At 73.2% G+C, this 16,617-nt stretch carries 13 protein-coding genes; 10 read left to right on the top strand and 3 right to left on the bottom strand.

Going from position 1 to position 16,617, the window contains the following annotated elements:
- The first annotated feature begins 5 nt into the window (after positions 1-5).
- Positions 6-566 carry an isoprenylcysteine carboxyl methyltransferase family protein gene (locus tag ABD817_RS26825; RefSeq protein ID WP_344920928.1) on the top strand — a complete coding sequence of 187 codons (561 nt, stop codon included), beginning with the start codon at positions 6-8 and terminating at the stop codon, positions 564-566.
- Complete coding sequence (locus ABD817_RS26820; RefSeq protein WP_344920927.1) at positions 563-1,576, top strand: NAD(P)/FAD-dependent oxidoreductase; 1,014 nt, start codon at positions 563-565, stop codon at positions 1,574-1,576. The genes ABD817_RS26825 and ABD817_RS26820 overlap by 4 nt, the downstream gene beginning before the upstream one ends.
- 124 nt (positions 1,577-1,700) lie before the next feature.
- Here ABD817_RS26820 and ABD817_RS26815 read toward each other — a convergent pair whose 3' ends face one another.
- Positions 1,701-2,525 (bottom strand): hypothetical protein, encoded by an 825-nt coding sequence (locus ABD817_RS26815; RefSeq protein ID WP_344920926.1) that lies wholly within the window; start codon positions 2,523-2,525, stop codon positions 1,701-1,703.
- Positions 2,526-2,861: 336 nt separating this feature from the next.
- Positions 2,862-4,697, bottom strand: a complete 1,836-nt coding sequence (locus tag ABD817_RS26810) for an AMP-dependent synthetase/ligase (RefSeq protein WP_344920925.1) — start codon at positions 4,695-4,697, stop codon at positions 2,862-2,864.
- A gap of 180 nt (positions 4,698-4,877) precedes the next feature.
- Here ABD817_RS26810 and ABD817_RS26805 point away from each other — a divergent pair, with 180 nt between their 5' ends.
- Together ABD817_RS26805 and ABD817_RS26800 are read left to right on the top strand one after the other, a co-directional pair.
- Positions 4,878-6,377 carry a peptide MFS transporter gene (locus tag ABD817_RS26805; RefSeq protein ID WP_344920923.1) on the top strand — a complete coding sequence of 500 codons (1,500 nt, stop codon included), beginning with the start codon at positions 4,878-4,880 and terminating at the stop codon, positions 6,375-6,377.
- Positions 6,378-6,415: 38 nt separating this feature from the next.
- Positions 6,416-7,027 carry a trimeric intracellular cation channel family protein gene (locus ABD817_RS26800; protein ID WP_344920922.1) on the top strand — a complete coding sequence of 204 codons (612 nt, stop codon included), beginning with the start codon at positions 6,416-6,418 and terminating at the stop codon, positions 7,025-7,027.
- 30 nt (positions 7,028-7,057) lie between these two features.
- Here ABD817_RS26800 and yczR read toward each other — a convergent pair whose 3' ends face one another.
- Complete coding sequence (gene yczR, locus ABD817_RS26795; RefSeq protein ID WP_344920921.1) at positions 7,058-8,494, bottom strand: MocR-like transcription factor YczR; 1,437 nt, start codon at positions 8,492-8,494, stop codon at positions 7,058-7,060.
- Positions 8,495-8,569: 75 nt separating this feature from the next.
- Here yczR and yczE point away from each other — a divergent pair, with 75 nt between their 5' ends.
- From yczE to ABD817_RS26765, 6 genes are all read left to right on the top strand, one after another.
- Positions 8,570-9,205: a membrane protein YczE gene (gene yczE / locus ABD817_RS26790; RefSeq protein ID WP_344920920.1), complete on the top strand. Its 636-nt coding sequence runs from the start codon at positions 8,570-8,572 to the stop codon at positions 9,203-9,205.
- An 18-nt stretch (positions 9,206-9,223) separates the two neighbouring features.
- Positions 9,224-10,984, top strand: coding sequence for a glycoside hydrolase family 15 protein (locus ABD817_RS26785; protein WP_344920919.1), 1,761 nt, complete (start codon positions 9,224-9,226; stop codon positions 10,982-10,984).
- Positions 10,985-11,152: 168 nt separating this feature from the next.
- Positions 11,153-11,407, top strand: coding sequence for a hypothetical protein (locus ABD817_RS26780; protein WP_344920917.1), 255 nt, complete (start codon positions 11,153-11,155; stop codon positions 11,405-11,407).
- 97 nt (positions 11,408-11,504) lie between these two features.
- Positions 11,505-12,359 carry a nucleotide exchange factor GrpE gene (gene grpE, locus ABD817_RS26775; protein ID WP_344920916.1) on the top strand — a complete coding sequence of 285 codons (855 nt, stop codon included), beginning with the start codon at positions 11,505-11,507 and terminating at the stop codon, positions 12,357-12,359.
- Between the two features lie 291 nt (positions 12,360-12,650).
- Positions 12,651-14,504, top strand: coding sequence for a dynamin family protein (locus ABD817_RS26770; protein WP_344920915.1), 1,854 nt, complete (start codon positions 12,651-12,653; stop codon positions 14,502-14,504).
- 57 nt (positions 14,505-14,561) lie between these two features.
- Positions 14,562-16,487, top strand: coding sequence for a dynamin family protein (locus tag ABD817_RS26765; RefSeq protein ID WP_344920914.1), 1,926 nt, complete (start codon positions 14,562-14,564; stop codon positions 16,485-16,487).
- Positions 16,488-16,617 lie beyond the last annotated feature (130 nt).

The raw sequence follows: 16,617 nt of genomic DNA, 5'->3' as shown, positions 1-16,617 counted from the left end.
GCCCGATGGCCTGGCATCTGTCGTCCTGGTACCTGTCGCTCGTGCTGCTCATCGGCCTGGAGCGCCTCGCCGAGCTGGTCGTCGCCCGCCGCAACGCGCGCTGGAGCATGGCGCGCGGCGGGGTGGTGTCCGGGCAGGGCCACTACCCGTGGATGGTCGTCCTGCACACCGGCCTGCTCGCCGGATGCCTGCTCGAGGCGGGCCTGGCCGACCGGCCCTTCGTGCCCGCGCTCGGCTGGCCGATGGTCGTCCTGGTGGTCGCCGCCCAGGGGCTGCGCTGGTGGTGCGTCACCACGCTGGGCCCGCAGTGGAACACCCAGGTCATCGTCGTGCCCGGCCTGCCTCCGGTGGAGCGCGGCCCCTACCGGCTGCGGTGGCTCCGCCATCCCAACTACGTCGCGGTGGCCGTCGAGGGGGCGGCGCTGCCGCTGGTGCACACCGCGTGGGTCACCGCGCTGGTGTTCACCGTGCTCAACGCCGCGCTGATGGTGGTGCGGATCCGCTGCGAGGAGGAGGCCCTGGCCTCGCTCGCCACGGCGCCGCCCGCCGGGAGGGCTCCGGCGTGATCGACGTCCTGATCGCGGGCGGGGGGCCCGCGGGGCTGGCCACCGCCATCCACGCCGCCCTGGCGGGGATGGAGGCGGTCGTCGTCGAGCCCAGGTCCGTACCGGTGGACAAGGCGTGCGGCGAGGGGCTGATGCCCAGCGGGACCGCCGCCCTGGGGTCGCTGGGGGTGCGGGTCGAGGGCAGGCCGCTGCGCGGCATCCGCTACCTGGACCGCCGGCACGAGGTGGAGGCGGCGTTCCGCGACGGGTCGGGCCTGGGGGTGCGCCGGACCGCGCTGCACGCCGCGCTGGCCCGGCGGGCGCGGGAACTGGGCGTGGAGGTCGTGCCGGGCAAGGTGGACGGCGTACGACAGGACGGCGACGGGGTCGAGGCGGCGGGCCTGCGCGCCCGCTGGCTGGTGGCCGCGGACGGCCTGCACTCCCCGCTGCGCGCCCGGCTCGGGCTGGAGCTGCCGGGGCGCGGGCCGCGCAGGTACGGGCTGCGGCGGCACTACCCGGTCGCGCCGTGGACGGACTTCGTCGAGGTCCACTGGGCGGCGGACGGCGAGGCGTACGTGACGCCGGTGGGCGAGAACCTGGTGGGCGTCGCCGTGCTGAGCTCGCGGCGGCGCGGTTACCCGGAGCACCTGGCGGACTTCCCCGCGCTCCTGGAACGGCTGCGGGGACCCGCGGCGACCCCGGTGCGCGGGGCGGGTCCGCTGCGCCAGCGGGTGCGTGCCCGGGTGGCCGGGCGGGTGCTGCTGGTCGGCGACGCGGCCGGCTACGTCGACGCGCTCACCGGGGAGGGGGTGTCGCTCGCGCTGACGTCCGCGCGGCTGTTGGTCGACTGCCTGCGGGCCGGTACCCCCGGGTCGTACGAGGCCGCCTGGCTGCGGCTGTCCCGGCGCCACCGGTTGCTCACCGGGGCGCTGGTGGGCACCCGCCGGTACCGGACGGCGGCGCGGCTGATCGTCCCGGCCGCCCGGCGGATGCCCTCCCTGTTCGGCGCGGCGGTGCACGCCCTGGCCTGACCCGGAGACGCGCGGGACGGCCCACACTCCAGACGTGTCGGCGGATGGAGCCCGGCCCGGCCGCCCCACACCCCACAGGTGTCGGCGGACGGGGCCCGGCCCGGCGATCCGCAGGGCGGAACACCTAGCGCGAGACCTTGTGGACGATGCCCAGCCTTGGGGCGTAGTGGTTCGTGCCCTGGAAGCGGATCCGCCACTCGCCGCCCGTACGATCGCCCACGGTCCGGGCGAAACGTCCCTGCGAGTCGGTCGTGGCACCGGCCACCTTCGTCCAGCCTGCCTTCTCCCCCGGCCGGTGCAGGATCTCGACGGGCTGGCCGGGGAAGGGCGCGTAGTCGAGGGCTCCCTGCGGATCGACCCTGTTCAGCACGCCCGTCACCCGTACGCCCGGCCCCTCTCTGACCGCCTCGACCCCGCCGAACCTGGTCAGGCGCTTCAGCAGGAAGCCCGTGTGCCCGGTGACCTCGGCGCCGTCCGCGCCCTGGGCGGTCACGGAGACCGTCCACGGTCCCGCCGGGTACCAGCGGCTCAGGCTCTTCTCCGGGGCGAACCTCCAGGTCTCCCAGCCCTCTCCCGGGCGGGAGACGATCCTCCCCGCGCCGGGGGCCAGGCGGGCGGACACGATCGGACCGGGTACGGGCCCCGGCGCGAGGGCCGGGCCCCGTCCGGATCCCGGCCGGGGCGCGGTGACGGGGAAGGACGTGTTCGCCGAGGCGGGAGGCGCGCCGGGCTCGACCTTGATCCTCACTCCCTCGGGTCCGGCGACGCCCCGGGCCACCACCTCTATCACCATGCGTACGGAGTCGGCGGGCCCGACCACCGGGGTCGCGGGGCGCAGGGTCACCGAGCGGATCGTCAGGTCCTCGACGGCCTCGGCCGGGGCTCCGGCCGGTACCGGCAGGGTCACCACCCCGGCCGCGAGGGATGCGAGAAGGGCTCTCATCGTCATGATCAGGACGCTAGGAGGCCGCCGGTAACAAGCAGGTAGAGGACACACGCCCCGTTGGGCAAAGCGAGGACGGGCCGCCGGGGCCCCGCCACGAGACTCACGCCGGAGCCCTCCCAGAGCTCGGCGGCCGGAGGCGGGACCCGGTCAACGCAGAAGCGCGGCTCAACAGCCGGAAACGGGACCCGGCGCCCCGGAGGCGCGGCTCAACGCAACGGCCGGAGCCGGGCCCGGTGACCCCGAACCCCGCGGCCGGGGAACACCCGGGGAAAAGGTCACCCGGCGCCCTGCGACGGCGGGCGCCGGGCGGCTCGTGGCCGGTCCGCGATCGACGCGGGCTCAGCTCTCGTACATGCCGTCGATGATCTCCGCGTACCTGGCGTGGATGACGCGGCGCTTGAGTTTCAGGCTCGGGGTGAGCTCCGCGGTCTCGGCCGTCCACTCCACCGGCAGCAGGCGCCAGCGCTTGACCTGCTGGACGCGGGCCAGCTTCTCGTTGGCGACGGCGATCGCGCCCTCGACGGCCTTGAGGACGTCGGGGTGTTCGGCGAGGTCGGCCAGGGTGGTGAACGTGACGCCGTTGGCCTGCGCCCAGCCGGGGGCCACCTCGCCGTCGAGGGTGAGGATCGCCACCGGGTACGGCCTGCCGTCGCCGTAGGCGAGGGCCTGGCCGATGAGCGGGTGCTCCTTGAGGTGGCTCTCGATGTTGGCCGGGGAGATGTTCTCCCCGCCGGAGGTGATGATGAGCTCCTTCTTGCGGTCGACGATGCTGACGAAGCCGTCCTCGTCGATGGAGCCCACGTCCCCGGTGTGCAGCCAGCCCTCCTCGTCGAGGAGTTCGGCGGTGGCCTCCGGCCGTCCGAGGTAGCCGCGGGTGTTGGCCGGGCTGCGGGTGATGATCTCGCCGTCCTCGGCGATCCTGACCTCGACGCCGGGACCGGCCTGCCCGACCGTGCCGAGTTTGAAGCGGCCGGGGGCGTTGGCGGTGAACGCGCCGGTCGTCTCGGTCATGCCGTACACGTCGAGGACCCGCAGGCCGAGACCGGCGAAGAAGCGCTGGACCTCCAGCGGCATGGGCGCGGCGGCGGTGGCGAGCCAGCCCGCGTTGTCGAAGCCGATCATCGACCGGATGATCGACAGCAGGGCGGCGTCGGCCTGCTCGTAGGCGGCGAGGACCTCGGGCGAGGGGGTGCGCCCGTACTGGTTGGCCTCGACGTAGGCGAGCCCGGCGGCCATGGCCTGGCGTACGCTCTCCTGCTGCTCCTCCGGCTGGGTGGCCAGCAGCGCCTGCAGTCGGGCCGCCATCTTCTCCCACACGCGCGGCACGCCGAAGAACAGCACCGGCCTGACCTGGCCGAGGACGGCGCCGAGCTGGGCGAGGTCGATGCAGAAATGGGTGTGGGAGAGCTTGAAGAGCGGCAGGTAGAGGCTGAGCACCCGCTCGGCGATGTGCGCGTAGGTGAGGTAGGAGATCTGGGTGCCGTTGCCGGGCAGGTCGACCATCCGGTCGGTGGCGACGACCTCGAAGAACACGTTGGAGTGGGTGAGCGGCACGCCCTTGGGGTTGCCGGTGGTGCCGGAGGTGTACAGGACGGTGAGGACGTCGTCGGCGGTCACCGCCCGCCAGCGGGCGTCGACGGCGGCGGGGTCGGCGGCGAGCGTCTCGCGGCCGAGGGCGAGGAAGTCGTCCCAGGAGACGAACCGGTCACCGGCCGGGGCGCCCTCCAGCACGATGACCTTGCGCAGCCCGGGGAGCTCGTCCAGGACCGGTTCCCACCTGGCCAGGTCGGCCGGTCCGCCGAGCACCGCGATCCTCGCCGCGACGTCACCGGCGACGAAGGCCACCTGCTCGGGGGCGAAGGTGGAGTAGACCGAGCAGGACACGCCACCGGCGTGCACCGCGCCCAGGTCCGCCAGCACGTGCTCGCTGCGGTTGACCATCATGAGCGCGACCGCCTCGCCGGGCTCCAGGCCGAGGGCGGCGAACCCGGCGGCGATCTCCAGGACCCGCTGCCTGGCCTGGGAGTACGTCAGGGTGGACCAGCCGCCCTCGACCGGGTCGGAGTACGCCGGCGCGTCGGGGTTGCTCTCGGCGGCCTCCTTCAGCTGACCGCAGACCGTACGGCCCGCGATCTCCCTCTCGATCGCCGCCCGCTCCTCAAGGACACCGGCCATGACGCGCCTCCTGAAAGTGCTCACTTGCACGAGTGGCATGCATCGCACCACACGCCATTCCCCTCGGACAAGACCCTGAAAGGGAGAAGAAACGCCACATTGCACAGCCGTCTTTCCCGGTCCGGCAGGACGCGTACGTAGAGTTAACCTCTGATCACGCGATGACGTTCGGGGGGACGCATGCCATCGGGGAGACGAGCTCGCGAGAAGACCTTCTTCGGGCACCCGCGCGGCCTCGCCACGCTGTTCGGCACCGAGATGTGGGAGCGCTTCAGCTGGTACGGCCTGCGGGCCATCCTCGCCACCTTCATGGCCGCCTCCCCGGCCACGGGCGGCCTCGGGCTGACCGAGCAGACCGCCCAGGCGATCATCGGCATCTACGGCGCCCTCATCTATCTCGTCGCGCTGCCCGGCGGCTGGATCGCCGACCGGATACTCGGCGCCCGCAGGGCGGTGCTGTGGGGCGGTTTCGTCATCATGTGCGGCCACATCAGCATGGCCATCCCCGCCGAGACCGGCGCCTTCGTCGCGCTCGGGCTGCTCCTCATCATCGCCGGGACCGGGCTGCTGAAGCCCAACATCTCCACGATGGTCGGCAAGCTCTACCCGCAGGACGACGACGCGCGCAGGGACGCGGGCTTCTCGATCTTCTACCTCGGCATCAACATCGGCGCCTTCATCGCCCCCATTGTCGTCGGCTGGCTCGCCCAGGACGACCGCTGGCACCTGGGCTTCGGCGCGGCGGCGGTCGGCATGGCGCTGGGCCTGGTCCAGTACGTGCTGGGCAGGCGCCACCTGATGGGCGTGGGCGAGCGGCCGGGCCACCGGCTGACCCCGCGCGAGCGCCGGCACTTCACCCTCACCCTCGTGGTGGCCGCCGTCGTGGCGGGCGGCGCGCTGGCGGTGTGGGTGGCCTCGGGCACCTTCGCCCTCGACACCTTCGCCCTGGTGATGACGCTGCTCATCGTGGCCGTACCGGTGCTCTACTTCGGCTACATCCTGCTGGGCAGCCACAACCTGACCGACGACGAACGCTCCCGGATGAAGGCGTACGTCTGGTTGTTCGCCGCCGCCGCCATCTTCTGGATGGTCTACGACCTGGCGCCGACCGTGCTGCTGTTCTTCGCTCAGCACAACACGGACCTGTCACTGTTCGGCCTGCGGATCACCCCGGCGACCACCCAGGCGTTCAACCCGCTGTTCATCATGATCTTCGTGCCGGTCTTCGCGGCGCTCTGGGTCCGGCTGGGCAACCGGGTGACCGCTCCCCACAAGTTCTCCGTGGGACTGTTCGTCAACGGCCTGAGCTTCATGGTCATGGCCCTGGCCGCCACGCTGGCGCAGAGCGGGAAGATCTCGGTGTGGTGGCTGGTGCTGGTCTACCTCGTCCAGGTCTTCGGGGAGCTGGCGCTGAGCCCGGTCGGGCTCTCGGTCACCACCAAGCTCGCCCCCGAGGCGTTCAAGAGCCAGATGCTCGGACTGTGGTTCCTGTCCTTCTCGGTGGGCGACGCGGTGGGCGGGCAGACGGGGCGGCTGAAGAACCACATGTCGGAGCCCGCGTACTTCCTCACCCTCGCCTCGATCTCCGTCGTGGCGTCGCTGGTGCTGCTCGCGTTCTCCGGCAGGCTGCACGCGATGATGCGTGAACACCGGGCGCCGAGTGCCACCCCGCCCACCTAACGGAAAGCCCATATGTCCGGTCATGGGATGATTTATCCGTGAATACTGTGCTCGATCTCGCCGGGATCTTCGTCTTCGCCCTCTCGGGCGCCCTCGTCGGCGTACGCAGGCGGCTCGACGTGGTGGGCATGGCCGTGCTGGCCGAGATGACCGCGCTGGGCGGCGGCATCCTGCGCGACCTGATCCTGAACGTGCGGCCCGCGGCCTTCTCCAGCGTCGGCTACGTGGTCGTTCCCGTGGTGGCCACGGCGATCGTGTTCTTCTGGCACCCGCAGGTCGAGCGGGTGATGCCCGCGGTGAACGTCCTCGACGCCGCGGGGCTCGGCCTGTTCTGCGCGGTCGGCACCGAGAAGGCGATGTACTTCGGCCTCACCCCGCTGCACGCGGCCCTGCTCGGGGTCACCAGCGCGGTCGGCGGCGGCATCCTGCGCGACATCCTCGCCGGGCAGATCCCCACCCTGCTGTACGACCGCCAGCTGTACGCGGTGCCCGCCATGGTCGGCTCGGCGCTGATGGCACTGCTCTACACCGCCGGCCTGCACGGCTGGCCGGCCACGCTGGCCGCCGCGCTCCTCGCCTTCGGGCTGCGGATCGCGGCCATGCGGCTGGGACTGCGGGCCCCGCTGGCCAGGGGTGTCGCCTCGGACTGAGCCGTACCCTCGCGGGGTGGCGGAGCCGGTTCACAGGCTCGGGGTGAGGGGCTCGGCCGGGCGGATGCCGTACGCGCCCCTGAGCCTGGCCTCGGCGATGCGCCGCACGGCCTCGACGAGGACCTGGGGCGGCTGGGTGAAGGGGAGACGGAGCCGCCCCTCCAGGGTGCCGTCCACGCCGAACCACTGGCCGGGGGCGAGGCGGACCCCGTGGCAGGCCGCCGCGTCGACCAGCGCGGTGGCCGAGGGGCCGGACAGCCGCACCCAGAGCGAGCCGCCGCCCCGGGGCGTCGTGAAGCTCCAGTCGGGCATGCGCACCGCGAGTTCGGCCGCCAGGACGTCCCTGGAGACGCCGAGGAGGCGTGCCCGCTCGGCCCTGGACTCCTCGATGCCCTCGAACAGCGCGGCCACCACCAGCTGCTCGAAGAGCGGGCTCGCGATGTCCACCGAGGCGCGGAGCATGGCCAGGCGGCGGACCGTCGCGGCGGTGGTGCGGATCCAGCCGATGCGCAGCCCGCCCCACCACAGCTTGGACGCCGAGCCGATGGTGATCACCCTGCCGTCGGTGTCGAACGCGGCCAGCGGCGCGGCCCTCGCCCCCTCGTCGATCGCCAGCTCGCCCCAGCTCTCGTCGGCCACCAGGGTGGTGCCGTACCGTCTGGCCTCGGCGGTGAGGGCCGCCCGCGCGGCGTCGTCCATCAGGTGCCCGGTCGGGTTCTGGAAGTCGGGGATGACGTACACGAGACGGGCGGCCGACTGGCGCATCGCGCTGGTCAGCAGGTCCAGGTCGCGCCAGCCCTCGTCGGGGACGCCGGCCGGGACGATCCTGGCACCGCGCGTCCTGGCCAGCCCGAGGACGTGCGGGTAGGTGGGCGACTCCACCAGCATCGGGTCGCCCCGGGAGAGCAGCATCGTGGTCACCAGGTGGATGGCCTGCTGGGCGCCGGTGGTGACGAGGATCTGCTCGGGACGGGTGGCCACCCCGCGCGCGGTGTAGCGGGCCGCGATCGCCTCGCGCAGCGGGGCGATCCCGACCGGGTCGTAGCCCATGCCGAGCGCGTAGCGGGGATAGCGGTCGGTGGCGGCGGCGACCGCTCCGGGCAGCGCCGAGGTCGCGCTCGGCGCGGCGCTGTGCAGCGGCAGCAGCCCGTCGTCCTCACCGGCGAGCCACGGGTTGTCGGCGCCCAGCGAGCTCGCGTCGGGCAGCGCGGTCCAGCTTCCCGCGCCCTGCCTGCTCTCCAGGTATCCCTGCTCGCGCAGCAGGTCGTAGGCCGAGGTCACGGTGGTGCGGCTCACACTCAGGGCCTCGGCGAGGTGCCGTTCGGCGGGCATCCGCACCCGCACGGGCAGCCGCCCGTCGAGGACCAGCGACCGCACGGTCCTGGCCAGGACCCGGTAGTACGGCCGGGCGTCGGGGTCGATCGCCAGGAGGCGGGCGAGCTGGGAGCCGCTGAGATGCCGATCCATACCGACCACTTTAAGGCCACTTCCGGGAATTGGCCCTTTCGGTCCGTCACTATAGGCCGGACGATTGACCTCATCATGAGCGAACTCTCCCTGCCCACCCTCGTCTCCCTTCCCAACCGCCTCACCCGCCTGTACGCGGGCCTGGCCCTCTACGGCGTCGGCGTCGGCCTGCAGATCGAGTCACGGCTGGGCGGCAGCCCCTGGGACGTGTTCCACCAGGGGCTCTCCATCCACATGGGCCTGTCGATCGGCACCTGGATCATCATCGTGGGCGCCCTGGTCATGCTGCTGTGGATCCCGCTGCGGCAGAGACCGGGAATCGGCACCCTCAGCAACGTCGTCTTCCTCGGGCTGTTCGCCGACGGGGCCATGTGGCTGCTCCCGGCCCCGGACGCGCTCGCCGCGCGCTGGGCGTACCTCCTGCTCGGCGTCGTGGTCACCGGCGCGGCGACCGGCCTCTACATCGGCGCCGGGCTCGGTCCCGGGCCGCGCGACGGCCTGATGACCGGCCTGAACCGCCTCGGCCTGTCCATCCGCGCGGCGCGCACCGTCATCGAGGTCACCGTGCTGGCGGCGGGCTGGCTGCTCGGCGGGACCGTGGGGGTGGGAACGCTCGTCTTCGCCCTCGCCATCGGGCCGCTGAGCCAGTTCTTCATGCCCAGGACGCGGCCGGGCGCCCAGTTCCTCCGGAGGCCACCGCGGGCCGCGTGAAGGCACTAGCTTCGAGGCATGTGGATCGAGGACTACGCTCTCATCGGCGACATGCAGTCGGCGGCCCTGGTCGGCCGCAACGGCTCCATCGACTGGCTCTGCCTGCCGCGCTTCGACTCGCCCTCCTGCTTCGGGGCGCTGCTCGGCGACAGGAAGAACGGCCAGTGGTGGATCGGCCCCGCGCACGCCGAGCGTCCGCGCGCCACCCGGCGCCGCTACCGGGGTGAGAGCCTCATCCTGGAGAGCGAGTGGGACACCCCGACCGGCACGGTCAGGGTGATCGACTTCATGCCCGCCCGGCACACCAACCCCGACCTGGTGAGGATCGTCGAGGGCGTGTCCGGGACGGTGGAGATGGCCACCGAGATCCGCATCCGCTTCGACTACGGCCGCATCGTGCCCTGGGTGCGCCGCAGCGACGGCCTGCTGCAGGCCGTCGGCGGACCCGACTCGGTGTGGCTGCACTCCCCCGTCACGCTGGAGGGCGGCGACTACGCCCACCGGGCGAGGTTCGAGGTGTCCGAGGGCGACAGCCTGGCGTTCGTCTTCACCTGGCACCCCTCGCACGAGCCCAAGCCGGTCGAGATCGACCCGCACGAGCAGCTGGGCGAGACCGAGTCGCTGTGGGCCGAATGGGTCGAGCAGTGCACCTACCAGGGGCCGTGGCGCGAGGCCGTGGTCCGCTCGCTCATCACGCTCAAGGCGCTCACGTACGCCCCCACCGGCGGCATCGTCGCCGCCCCGACCACCTCGCTGCCCGAGGACCTCGGCGGCGTCCGCAACTGGGACTACCGCTACTGCTGGCTGCGCGACGCCACCATGACCCTGGACGCCCTGATCGGCGCCGGATACCTGGAGGAGGCGGGCGCGTGGCGGTCCTGGTTGCTGCGGGCCATCGCGGGCCGCGCCCAGGACCTGCAGATCATGTACGGCGTCGCCGGGGAGCGCAGGCTGACGGAGCTGGAGCTCGACTGGCTGCCCGGCTACGAGAACTCCCGGCCGGTCAGGATCGGCAACGGCGCGGTCGACCAGCTCCAGCTGGACGTCTACGGCGAGGTCATGAACTCCCTGCACCTGTCCCGCCTCTCGGGCCTTGAGGCGGACCAGCGGGCGTGGACCCTGCAGTACGAGCTGATCTCCTACGTCGAGGAGCACTGGGGGGACGCCGACGAGGGCCTGTGGGAGGTCCGCGGCCCGCGACGGCACTTCGTCCACTCCAAGGTCATGTGCTGGGTCGCCGTCGACAGGGCCGTCAGGCAGGTGGAGGCCTTCGGCAAGGCCGCCCCGCTGACGCGCTGGCGGGACCTGCGCGACCGCATCCACGCCGAGATCTGCGACAAGGGCTTCGACCCGGTGCGCGGCACCTTCACCCAGTCGTACGGCTCGCAGGAGCTGGACGCGGCCCTGCTGCTGATCCCGATCGTCGGCTTCCTGCCGCCGGAGGACCCCCGCGTGATCGGGACGGTGGAGGCGATCCAGCGCGAGCTGATGGTGGACGGCTTCGTGCTGCGCTACCCGGTCTCCCCCGACAACGACGTGGACGGCCTGCCCGGCGGCGAGGGCGCGTTCCTGGCGTGCAGCTTCTGGCTGGCCGAGGCCCTGGCGATGATCGGCCGCAAGGACGAGGCCGTCGAGCTGTTCGAGCGTCTGCTGGCGCTCCGCAACGACGTCGGCCTGCTCGCCGAGGAGTACGACCCCCGCTACGGCCGGATGGTCGGCAACTTCCCGCAGGCGTTCAGCCACGTTCCGCTGATCCACACCGCCCGCGCGCTCAGCTGACGCCGACTTCTGGGCACTTTTAGACCGCTTTATCCCTTTTCGTCTGAACAGGTCATAGGAAACGGCTGACTTCTCGGAAATTTGTTAAGAAATCCGGGATTCGGCTGCAACAATCCGGTGCGATCGTGACTCTCACTCGATGTAACACCACCGGAAAGGATCGAACCAATGAGCGATTTCGACGTGACCACCACCGACCTGGTCGACTACGACGGCGACGGGAGCACCGACGCCCAGCTGATCGACATCGACGGTGACGGTCTCGCCGACGAGGAGCGCTACGACACCGACGGTGACGGCGTCACCGACGTCGTCTACCTCGACCACGACGGCGACGGCTACATCGACGAGACGCGCGTCGACCTGAACGGCGACGGGGTCGCCGACTACACCGAGACCGCGGGCCCCTTCCCGACCGTCTGAACCGTCTGAACGAGAAAGACCGGCACGAGCCCGTGTGATCTCACCGAGGGGGGATCCGGATCCAGGTCACACGGGCGGCCGACGAGGAAGGCTTGCGATGAGGGACCGACGCGCGTTCCTTCCCCTGCTCCTGGCCTGGCCGGTGCTGACCGGCTGCGGAGCGGTGACGGGGCCCGGAGGAGAGGCGGTCGGCGCACCGTCGGCCCCGCTGCGGGACGGCGGCGTGCGCTCCTTGAATCCCGGGGAGGCGGGGACCGTCACGGTGGGGACACCGTTCGGGTTCCTCACGCCGCCCCTGGTGCTCACGGTGGCGGTGGGCGCCCTGGCCGTGGTGACCGTGGTGGCCGTGGGCCTGTACCTGCGGCGCCGCGACCGTCCCACCTCCCGGGCACCCCTTCCCGGCACCTGGCGGGCGGCTCCCGCACCGCCGGGGACGCCGCCGTTCCCGGCGGGCGGGGCGGGACCGGCACCGGGGCGGCCCGGCCCGGACCACACCGCCCCGCCGTCCGCCCCGCCGTCCGTCCCACCGCCGGATCTCGCTACGGACCCGCTGGCCGGGGCGCTGGCCGAGGTCGCGGGGAGCGGGATCAGCGCCGCGCTCACGCAGCAGGTGGAACGGCTCCTCGCCGACGGCCATCCGGGGCGCGAGGCGCTGGTGGCGGCCTGCGTCGGCTACCGCGACCAGCTCGCCGAGCGGCACCCCCGGCTGGCCGGGACGCTGCTGGAGGCGCTGAACCGCGCGGGGATCCGGGAGATCGTCGCCGACGGGCAACACTTCGACCCGCGCCTGCACGAGGCGTCCGGCACCGAGACGGCCGGACGCCCCGAGCTGCACGACGTCGTGGCCGAGACCATCAGGTGCGGGTACGCCGACGGCGAGCGCGTGATCCGCGTGCCGCGGGTCGTCGTCTACCGCCACGGATCGCCGGGCCCCGGGGCGGAACGGCGTTGAGACGGTGGGGTGGTGAGACGCCCGGCCCCACCGCGCCGGAACTCGCCCCCTCGCCGTCACGTCCCCCGCCCCGCCTTCACATCCTCCTCGCCTTCACGTCCCCGCCCCGCTTTCGCTTCCCCCCGCCTTCGCATCCACCCCCGCCCCGCCTTCAAGTCCACTCCCGCCCCACCGAGCTCCCGTACCCACCGAGGAGGAGATCCCGGACATGCCCGCTCAGACGCCTCCGCCGGACGGCCGGACCCGCGTACCCGCCCGCGAGACCACCTCGGGCGGCCGGGACGGTGACGCGTGAACGCCGGGCCCGCGGACCTGCTGCGCCGCCTGTGCGACACCACCTCGGCGAGGCTCTCCGGCGCGGAGCTGCGCGAGCGGGTGAGGCAGGTGCGCGCCGGCCTCGACGCGCCGCTGCGGGTCGCGGTGGCGGGCGCGGTGAGCAGCGGCAAGTCGACGCTGGTGAACGCGCTGCTCGGACTGCCCGTCGCCCCGGTGGACGCGGGCGAGTGCACCTTCGTGGTCACCCAGTACGAGTACGGCGAGGACGACGGCCACATCACGGTCGAGCTCACCGACGGCGGGGTGGCCCACTCCCGGCTGCTGCCGGGGCACCGGCTCCCCTCCGAGTTCGGCGTCGACGTGGCCCGGATCCGGCGTCTGCGGGTCACCCTCGACCTGCCGTCGCTACGCACGATCACCATCGTCGACACCCCCGGCATGAACACGGTGACGGTCGCCAACGAACGGGCGGCCAGGAGCATGCTGTTCGGCTCCGGCGACGAGGACGACCGCGCGCAGGCGATGATCTACGTGCTGCGCTACGTGCAGAAGTTCGACGACACCACCCTCGCCGAGTTCCGCGGGCTGACCGACGCCTGCGGCATGAGCTGCGTCAACACCCTCGCCGTACTCGGCCAGGTCGACCGGCGCGGCGACGAGGGCGACCCGTGGCCGACCGCGAGGCGGCTCGCCGCCAAGGGCTACGCGGACCTGCGCACCTCCGTCTTCGACGTGGTCCCGGTGATCGGCCTGCTCGCCGAGACCGCGCGGGCCCGCCCGCTGGGCACCGAGGAGGCGGCGGCCCTGGCGGCGCTGGCCGGGCTCGACGAGGACGACCTGGAGGACTACCTCCTGGACCTGGACGACTTCCGCTCGGCGCCCGAACTGCCCGTACCGGCCGAGGTGCGGCACCGGCTGGTGGAGCGGCTGCACCGCTACGGCATCACCAGCGCGGTGGACGCGGTGCGCGCGACCGGGACCGCCGACCCCGAGGCGCTCGCCGCCCACCTGCTGGAGCGTTCCGGCTACTCCTCCGCGGGCCGGGCCGCGACCGGCTCGGTGGCCGCGGGCATCGCCCACTTCGCCCGCCGCGCCGACCAGCTGAAGGCGCTCGACGCGCTGACCCGGCTGCGCGCGATCGCCCGCACGCCCGCGCTGGGGGCCGACCGCGCCACCCTGGACGCGCTCGCGGCCCAGCTCGACGAGAACCGGCCGATCGCGACCTCCCTGGGCGGCCTGCGGATCTTCACCGCCGCCGAGGCGCTCGGCCGGGGCACGCTCGTGCTGAACGAGGAGATGACCGCCGAACTCCTGCGCCTGGCCCGCCACGACGAGCCCGCCGAACAGCTCGGCCTGCCCCCGGGGGCCGCGCCCTCGGAGGTCGCCGCCGCGGCCACCGCGGCGTCGATGCGCTGGCGCACCCTGGCGATGATGAGCGAGGGCAGGACCGGCGGGCACCGGGCCAGGGACGTGCTGACCGTCCTGGAGGACCTCGTCTCCGCCGCGCTGGACGAGGTGGCCCTGGAGGAGGCGGCATACGGGACCGCCCGGGGCGAGCGGGTGCCCTCCGGCGGCGAGGCGCTCCCCCCGGTCCGGGTGGACCCGGCCGCGATCGAGGCGCTGCGGGCCTCCCCCATGGTCCCCGCCGACGACCGGCGGGCGCTGGAGCTCCTGCTCGCGGGCACCGAGCTGGCCACCCAGCTCGGGGCGCCGCCCGGAGCACCGCGCGCCGAGGTCGCCGGCTACGCCGCCGCCCTGGGCGCCCGGTTCCGCACCCTCACCCACCGGCCGCTCTCCCTGCGCCAGCGGCGGGCGGCCGAGACGCTGTGCGAGGCGTACGAGACCATCTGGTCGCACTACAACTCCTAAGACGGCGCAGGCCCGTCCCCCACGACACCCGACCATCCCCGACAGGAGAAAAGGACCATGACGACCCCCGACCCGACCGGCCCCGTGGCCAGGCTGCTGCGCTACGCCAACGAGGTCCACGCGCTGGCCGGGCAGTGCGGCAGGAAGGACCTCGCGGAGGTGCTGGCCGCGTGCGCGGGCCGCTGGAAGGACGAGTGCACCGACATCGTGGTGGCCGGGGCGCAGAAGCGCGGCAAGAGCCGGCTGCTCAACACGCTGGTGGCCCACCCCGACCTGCTCCCCGTCGACGCCGACGTGGCCACCAACTGCTTCCTGTCGCTGCGGCGCGGCCCCCGGCTCGCCGCCGTCGTGCACCGCGGCACCGACGCGGGACCGGTCCAGACGCCGATCACCGTCGAGTCGATCCCCGACTACGCCTCGATGCGCGGCGACGCGGGCAAGCGCCGCGACGTCGTCAGCGTGGACATCACCCTCGACAACCCGCTGCTCGACGGCCTGCGGCTGCTCGACACCCCCGGCGTGGACAGCCTGACGGTGGGGCACCGGCAGGTGACGGTGGCCATGCTGCAGCGGGCCGACGCGCTGCTGTTCACCCTCAGCGCGCAGGACCAGCCGGTGCTCAGGCACGAGCTGGAGTTCCTCGCCGAGGCCGCCGAACGGGTCCAGGCGATCGCGTTCGTCCTGACGAAGGTGGAGGACTCGGCCAACTGGCGTGCCCTGCAGGAGGAGAACAAGGCCCGGCTGAGGACGTTCGTCACCGAGGCGATCGCGGCGAGTCCCGGCAGGGCGGCGACACTGGCCCCGCTCCTGGAGGCGCCGTGGATCCCGGTGAGCGCCAAGCTCGCCGAGGCCGCCGAGGCCAAGCGGCGCGAGGGGCGTGTGGAGCGCGCCGACACGCTGCGGGCGCGCAGCGGCATGGACGCGCTGGAGCGGCACCTGCGCGGCTTCGCCGAGGGCAGGGACTCCGCGCGGGGTGCCACGGTGGTCGCCGCCGCGCTGTCGGTGCTGGGCTCGCTGGCGACCGGCGCGAAGGACGACGTCGCCGTGGGCTCCGACGACGAGGGCGACGTCACCGCCCGGCTCGCCGAGGTGGACGCCGGTCTCGCGGAGCTCGCCGAGCTGGCGGGGCGCCGCAGGGCGGGCGCGGTGGCCAACACCTTCCTCGGGCGCGAGGTGGCGGGCATCGTGGCGGCGCGGGTGTCGGAGATCCGCCAGCCGTACGAGAACACGATCGCCACGCTGAAGAAGCAGGCCCAGATCGACCAGTACATGGCGGAGCTGCCGGAGAGCGTGCAGCGCTCCCTGGAGGCGGCGTGGTCGCAGATCGTGTACGACGTGGAGACGCTGGCCAGGACCACGCTGGACGCCTTCGCCCGCGATCTCGGCCTCGACCCGGTCGACCTGGCCACCGACGGGCGCGCGATGCCCAACCTGACGCAGGTCCAGGTCAAGGGCGACATGGCCGCGGACGACCCGGGCAGCGTGGACCTGATCCGGGACGTGCTGCCCTCGGCCTCGATCGGACTGTCGCTGGGCGGCTTCGCCACGGCCCTGCTCGGCCCGGTGGGCTTCATCCTGGTCGCCCCGGCCATCGGGGCGGCCATCTTCATGGGACGGCGCTCGATGGAGAAGGTGCAGCGCAGCCAGGCGGCGATCAGGGGGGCGCTGCGCGACCAGTTCTCGGTGGTCGCCAGGGAGATGACGCTCGACCTGGAGCGGATGGTGGCGACCTGGCGGGTGGGCGTCGAGCAGACCGCGGACGACAGCCTGGCACGGCGCCGCAGGGAACTGGAGACCAGGCGGGCCGAGTTGAAGTCCGCCTCGGCCCGTTCGGCCGCCGACCGTCTCAAGGCGCGCAAGTCGGGCGAGGAGCGCGTCGCGGCGATCGCCGCCCTCACCCGGCGCGGCCAGGAGCTCCGCGGGGAACTGGCCGCCGCGGTGGCCGCCCTGGGCGCGGAACGGCCGGTGCCCGCCGCGACCTGACCGGACACCTCCCTGCCGCGCCGACCGGCCGCGACGAGGCCGTGGCGAGGCGGGGCGAGGCGAGGCCGTGGCGACCGCTCGCGACGACGGGCCCACGGTGACCGGCCCCGCCTCTCCGGGCGGGGCCGTA

It is taken from the genome of Streptosporangium oxazolinicum (genome assembly GCF_039537505.1).
Classification (GTDB): domain Bacteria; phylum Actinomycetota; class Actinomycetes; order Streptosporangiales; family Streptosporangiaceae; genus Streptosporangium; species Streptosporangium oxazolinicum.
The sequence above is the reverse complement of the archived record's forward strand: the minus strand, read 5'-3'. Positions and strand labels throughout refer to the sequence as shown.

What these genes read in the sequence shown, in the direction of transcription:
- yczE (WP_344920920.1), top strand. Translation starts at nt 8,570, where the DNA reads ATGAGCGAACTCTCCCTGCCCACCCTCGTCTCCCTTCCCAACCGCCTC.
- yczR (WP_344920921.1), bottom strand. Translation starts at nt 8,494, where the DNA reads ATGGATCGGCATCTCAGCGGCTCCCAGCTCGCCCGCCTCCTGGCGATC.
- ABD817_RS26805 (WP_344920923.1), top strand. Translation starts at nt 4,878, where the DNA reads ATGCCATCGGGGAGACGAGCTCGCGAGAAGACCTTCTTCGGGCACCCG.
- ABD817_RS26785 (WP_344920919.1), top strand. Translation starts at nt 9,224, where the DNA reads ATGTGGATCGAGGACTACGCTCTCATCGGCGACATGCAGTCGGCGGCC.
- ABD817_RS26765 (WP_344920914.1), top strand. Translation starts at nt 14,562, where the DNA reads ATGACGACCCCCGACCCGACCGGCCCCGTGGCCAGGCTGCTGCGCTAC.
- ABD817_RS26825 (WP_344920928.1), top strand. Translation starts at nt 6, where the DNA reads ATGGCCTGGCATCTGTCGTCCTGGTACCTGTCGCTCGTGCTGCTCATC.
- grpE (WP_344920916.1), top strand. Translation starts at nt 11,505, where the DNA reads ATGAGGGACCGACGCGCGTTCCTTCCCCTGCTCCTGGCCTGGCCGGTG.
- ABD817_RS26815 (WP_344920926.1), bottom strand. Translation starts at nt 2,525, where the DNA reads ATGACGATGAGAGCCCTTCTCGCATCCCTCGCGGCCGGGGTGGTGACC.
- ABD817_RS26810 (WP_344920925.1), bottom strand. Translation starts at nt 4,697, where the DNA reads ATGGCCGGTGTCCTTGAGGAGCGGGCGGCGATCGAGAGGGAGATCGCG.
- ABD817_RS26780 (WP_344920917.1), top strand. Translation starts at nt 11,153, where the DNA reads ATGAGCGATTTCGACGTGACCACCACCGACCTGGTCGACTACGACGGC.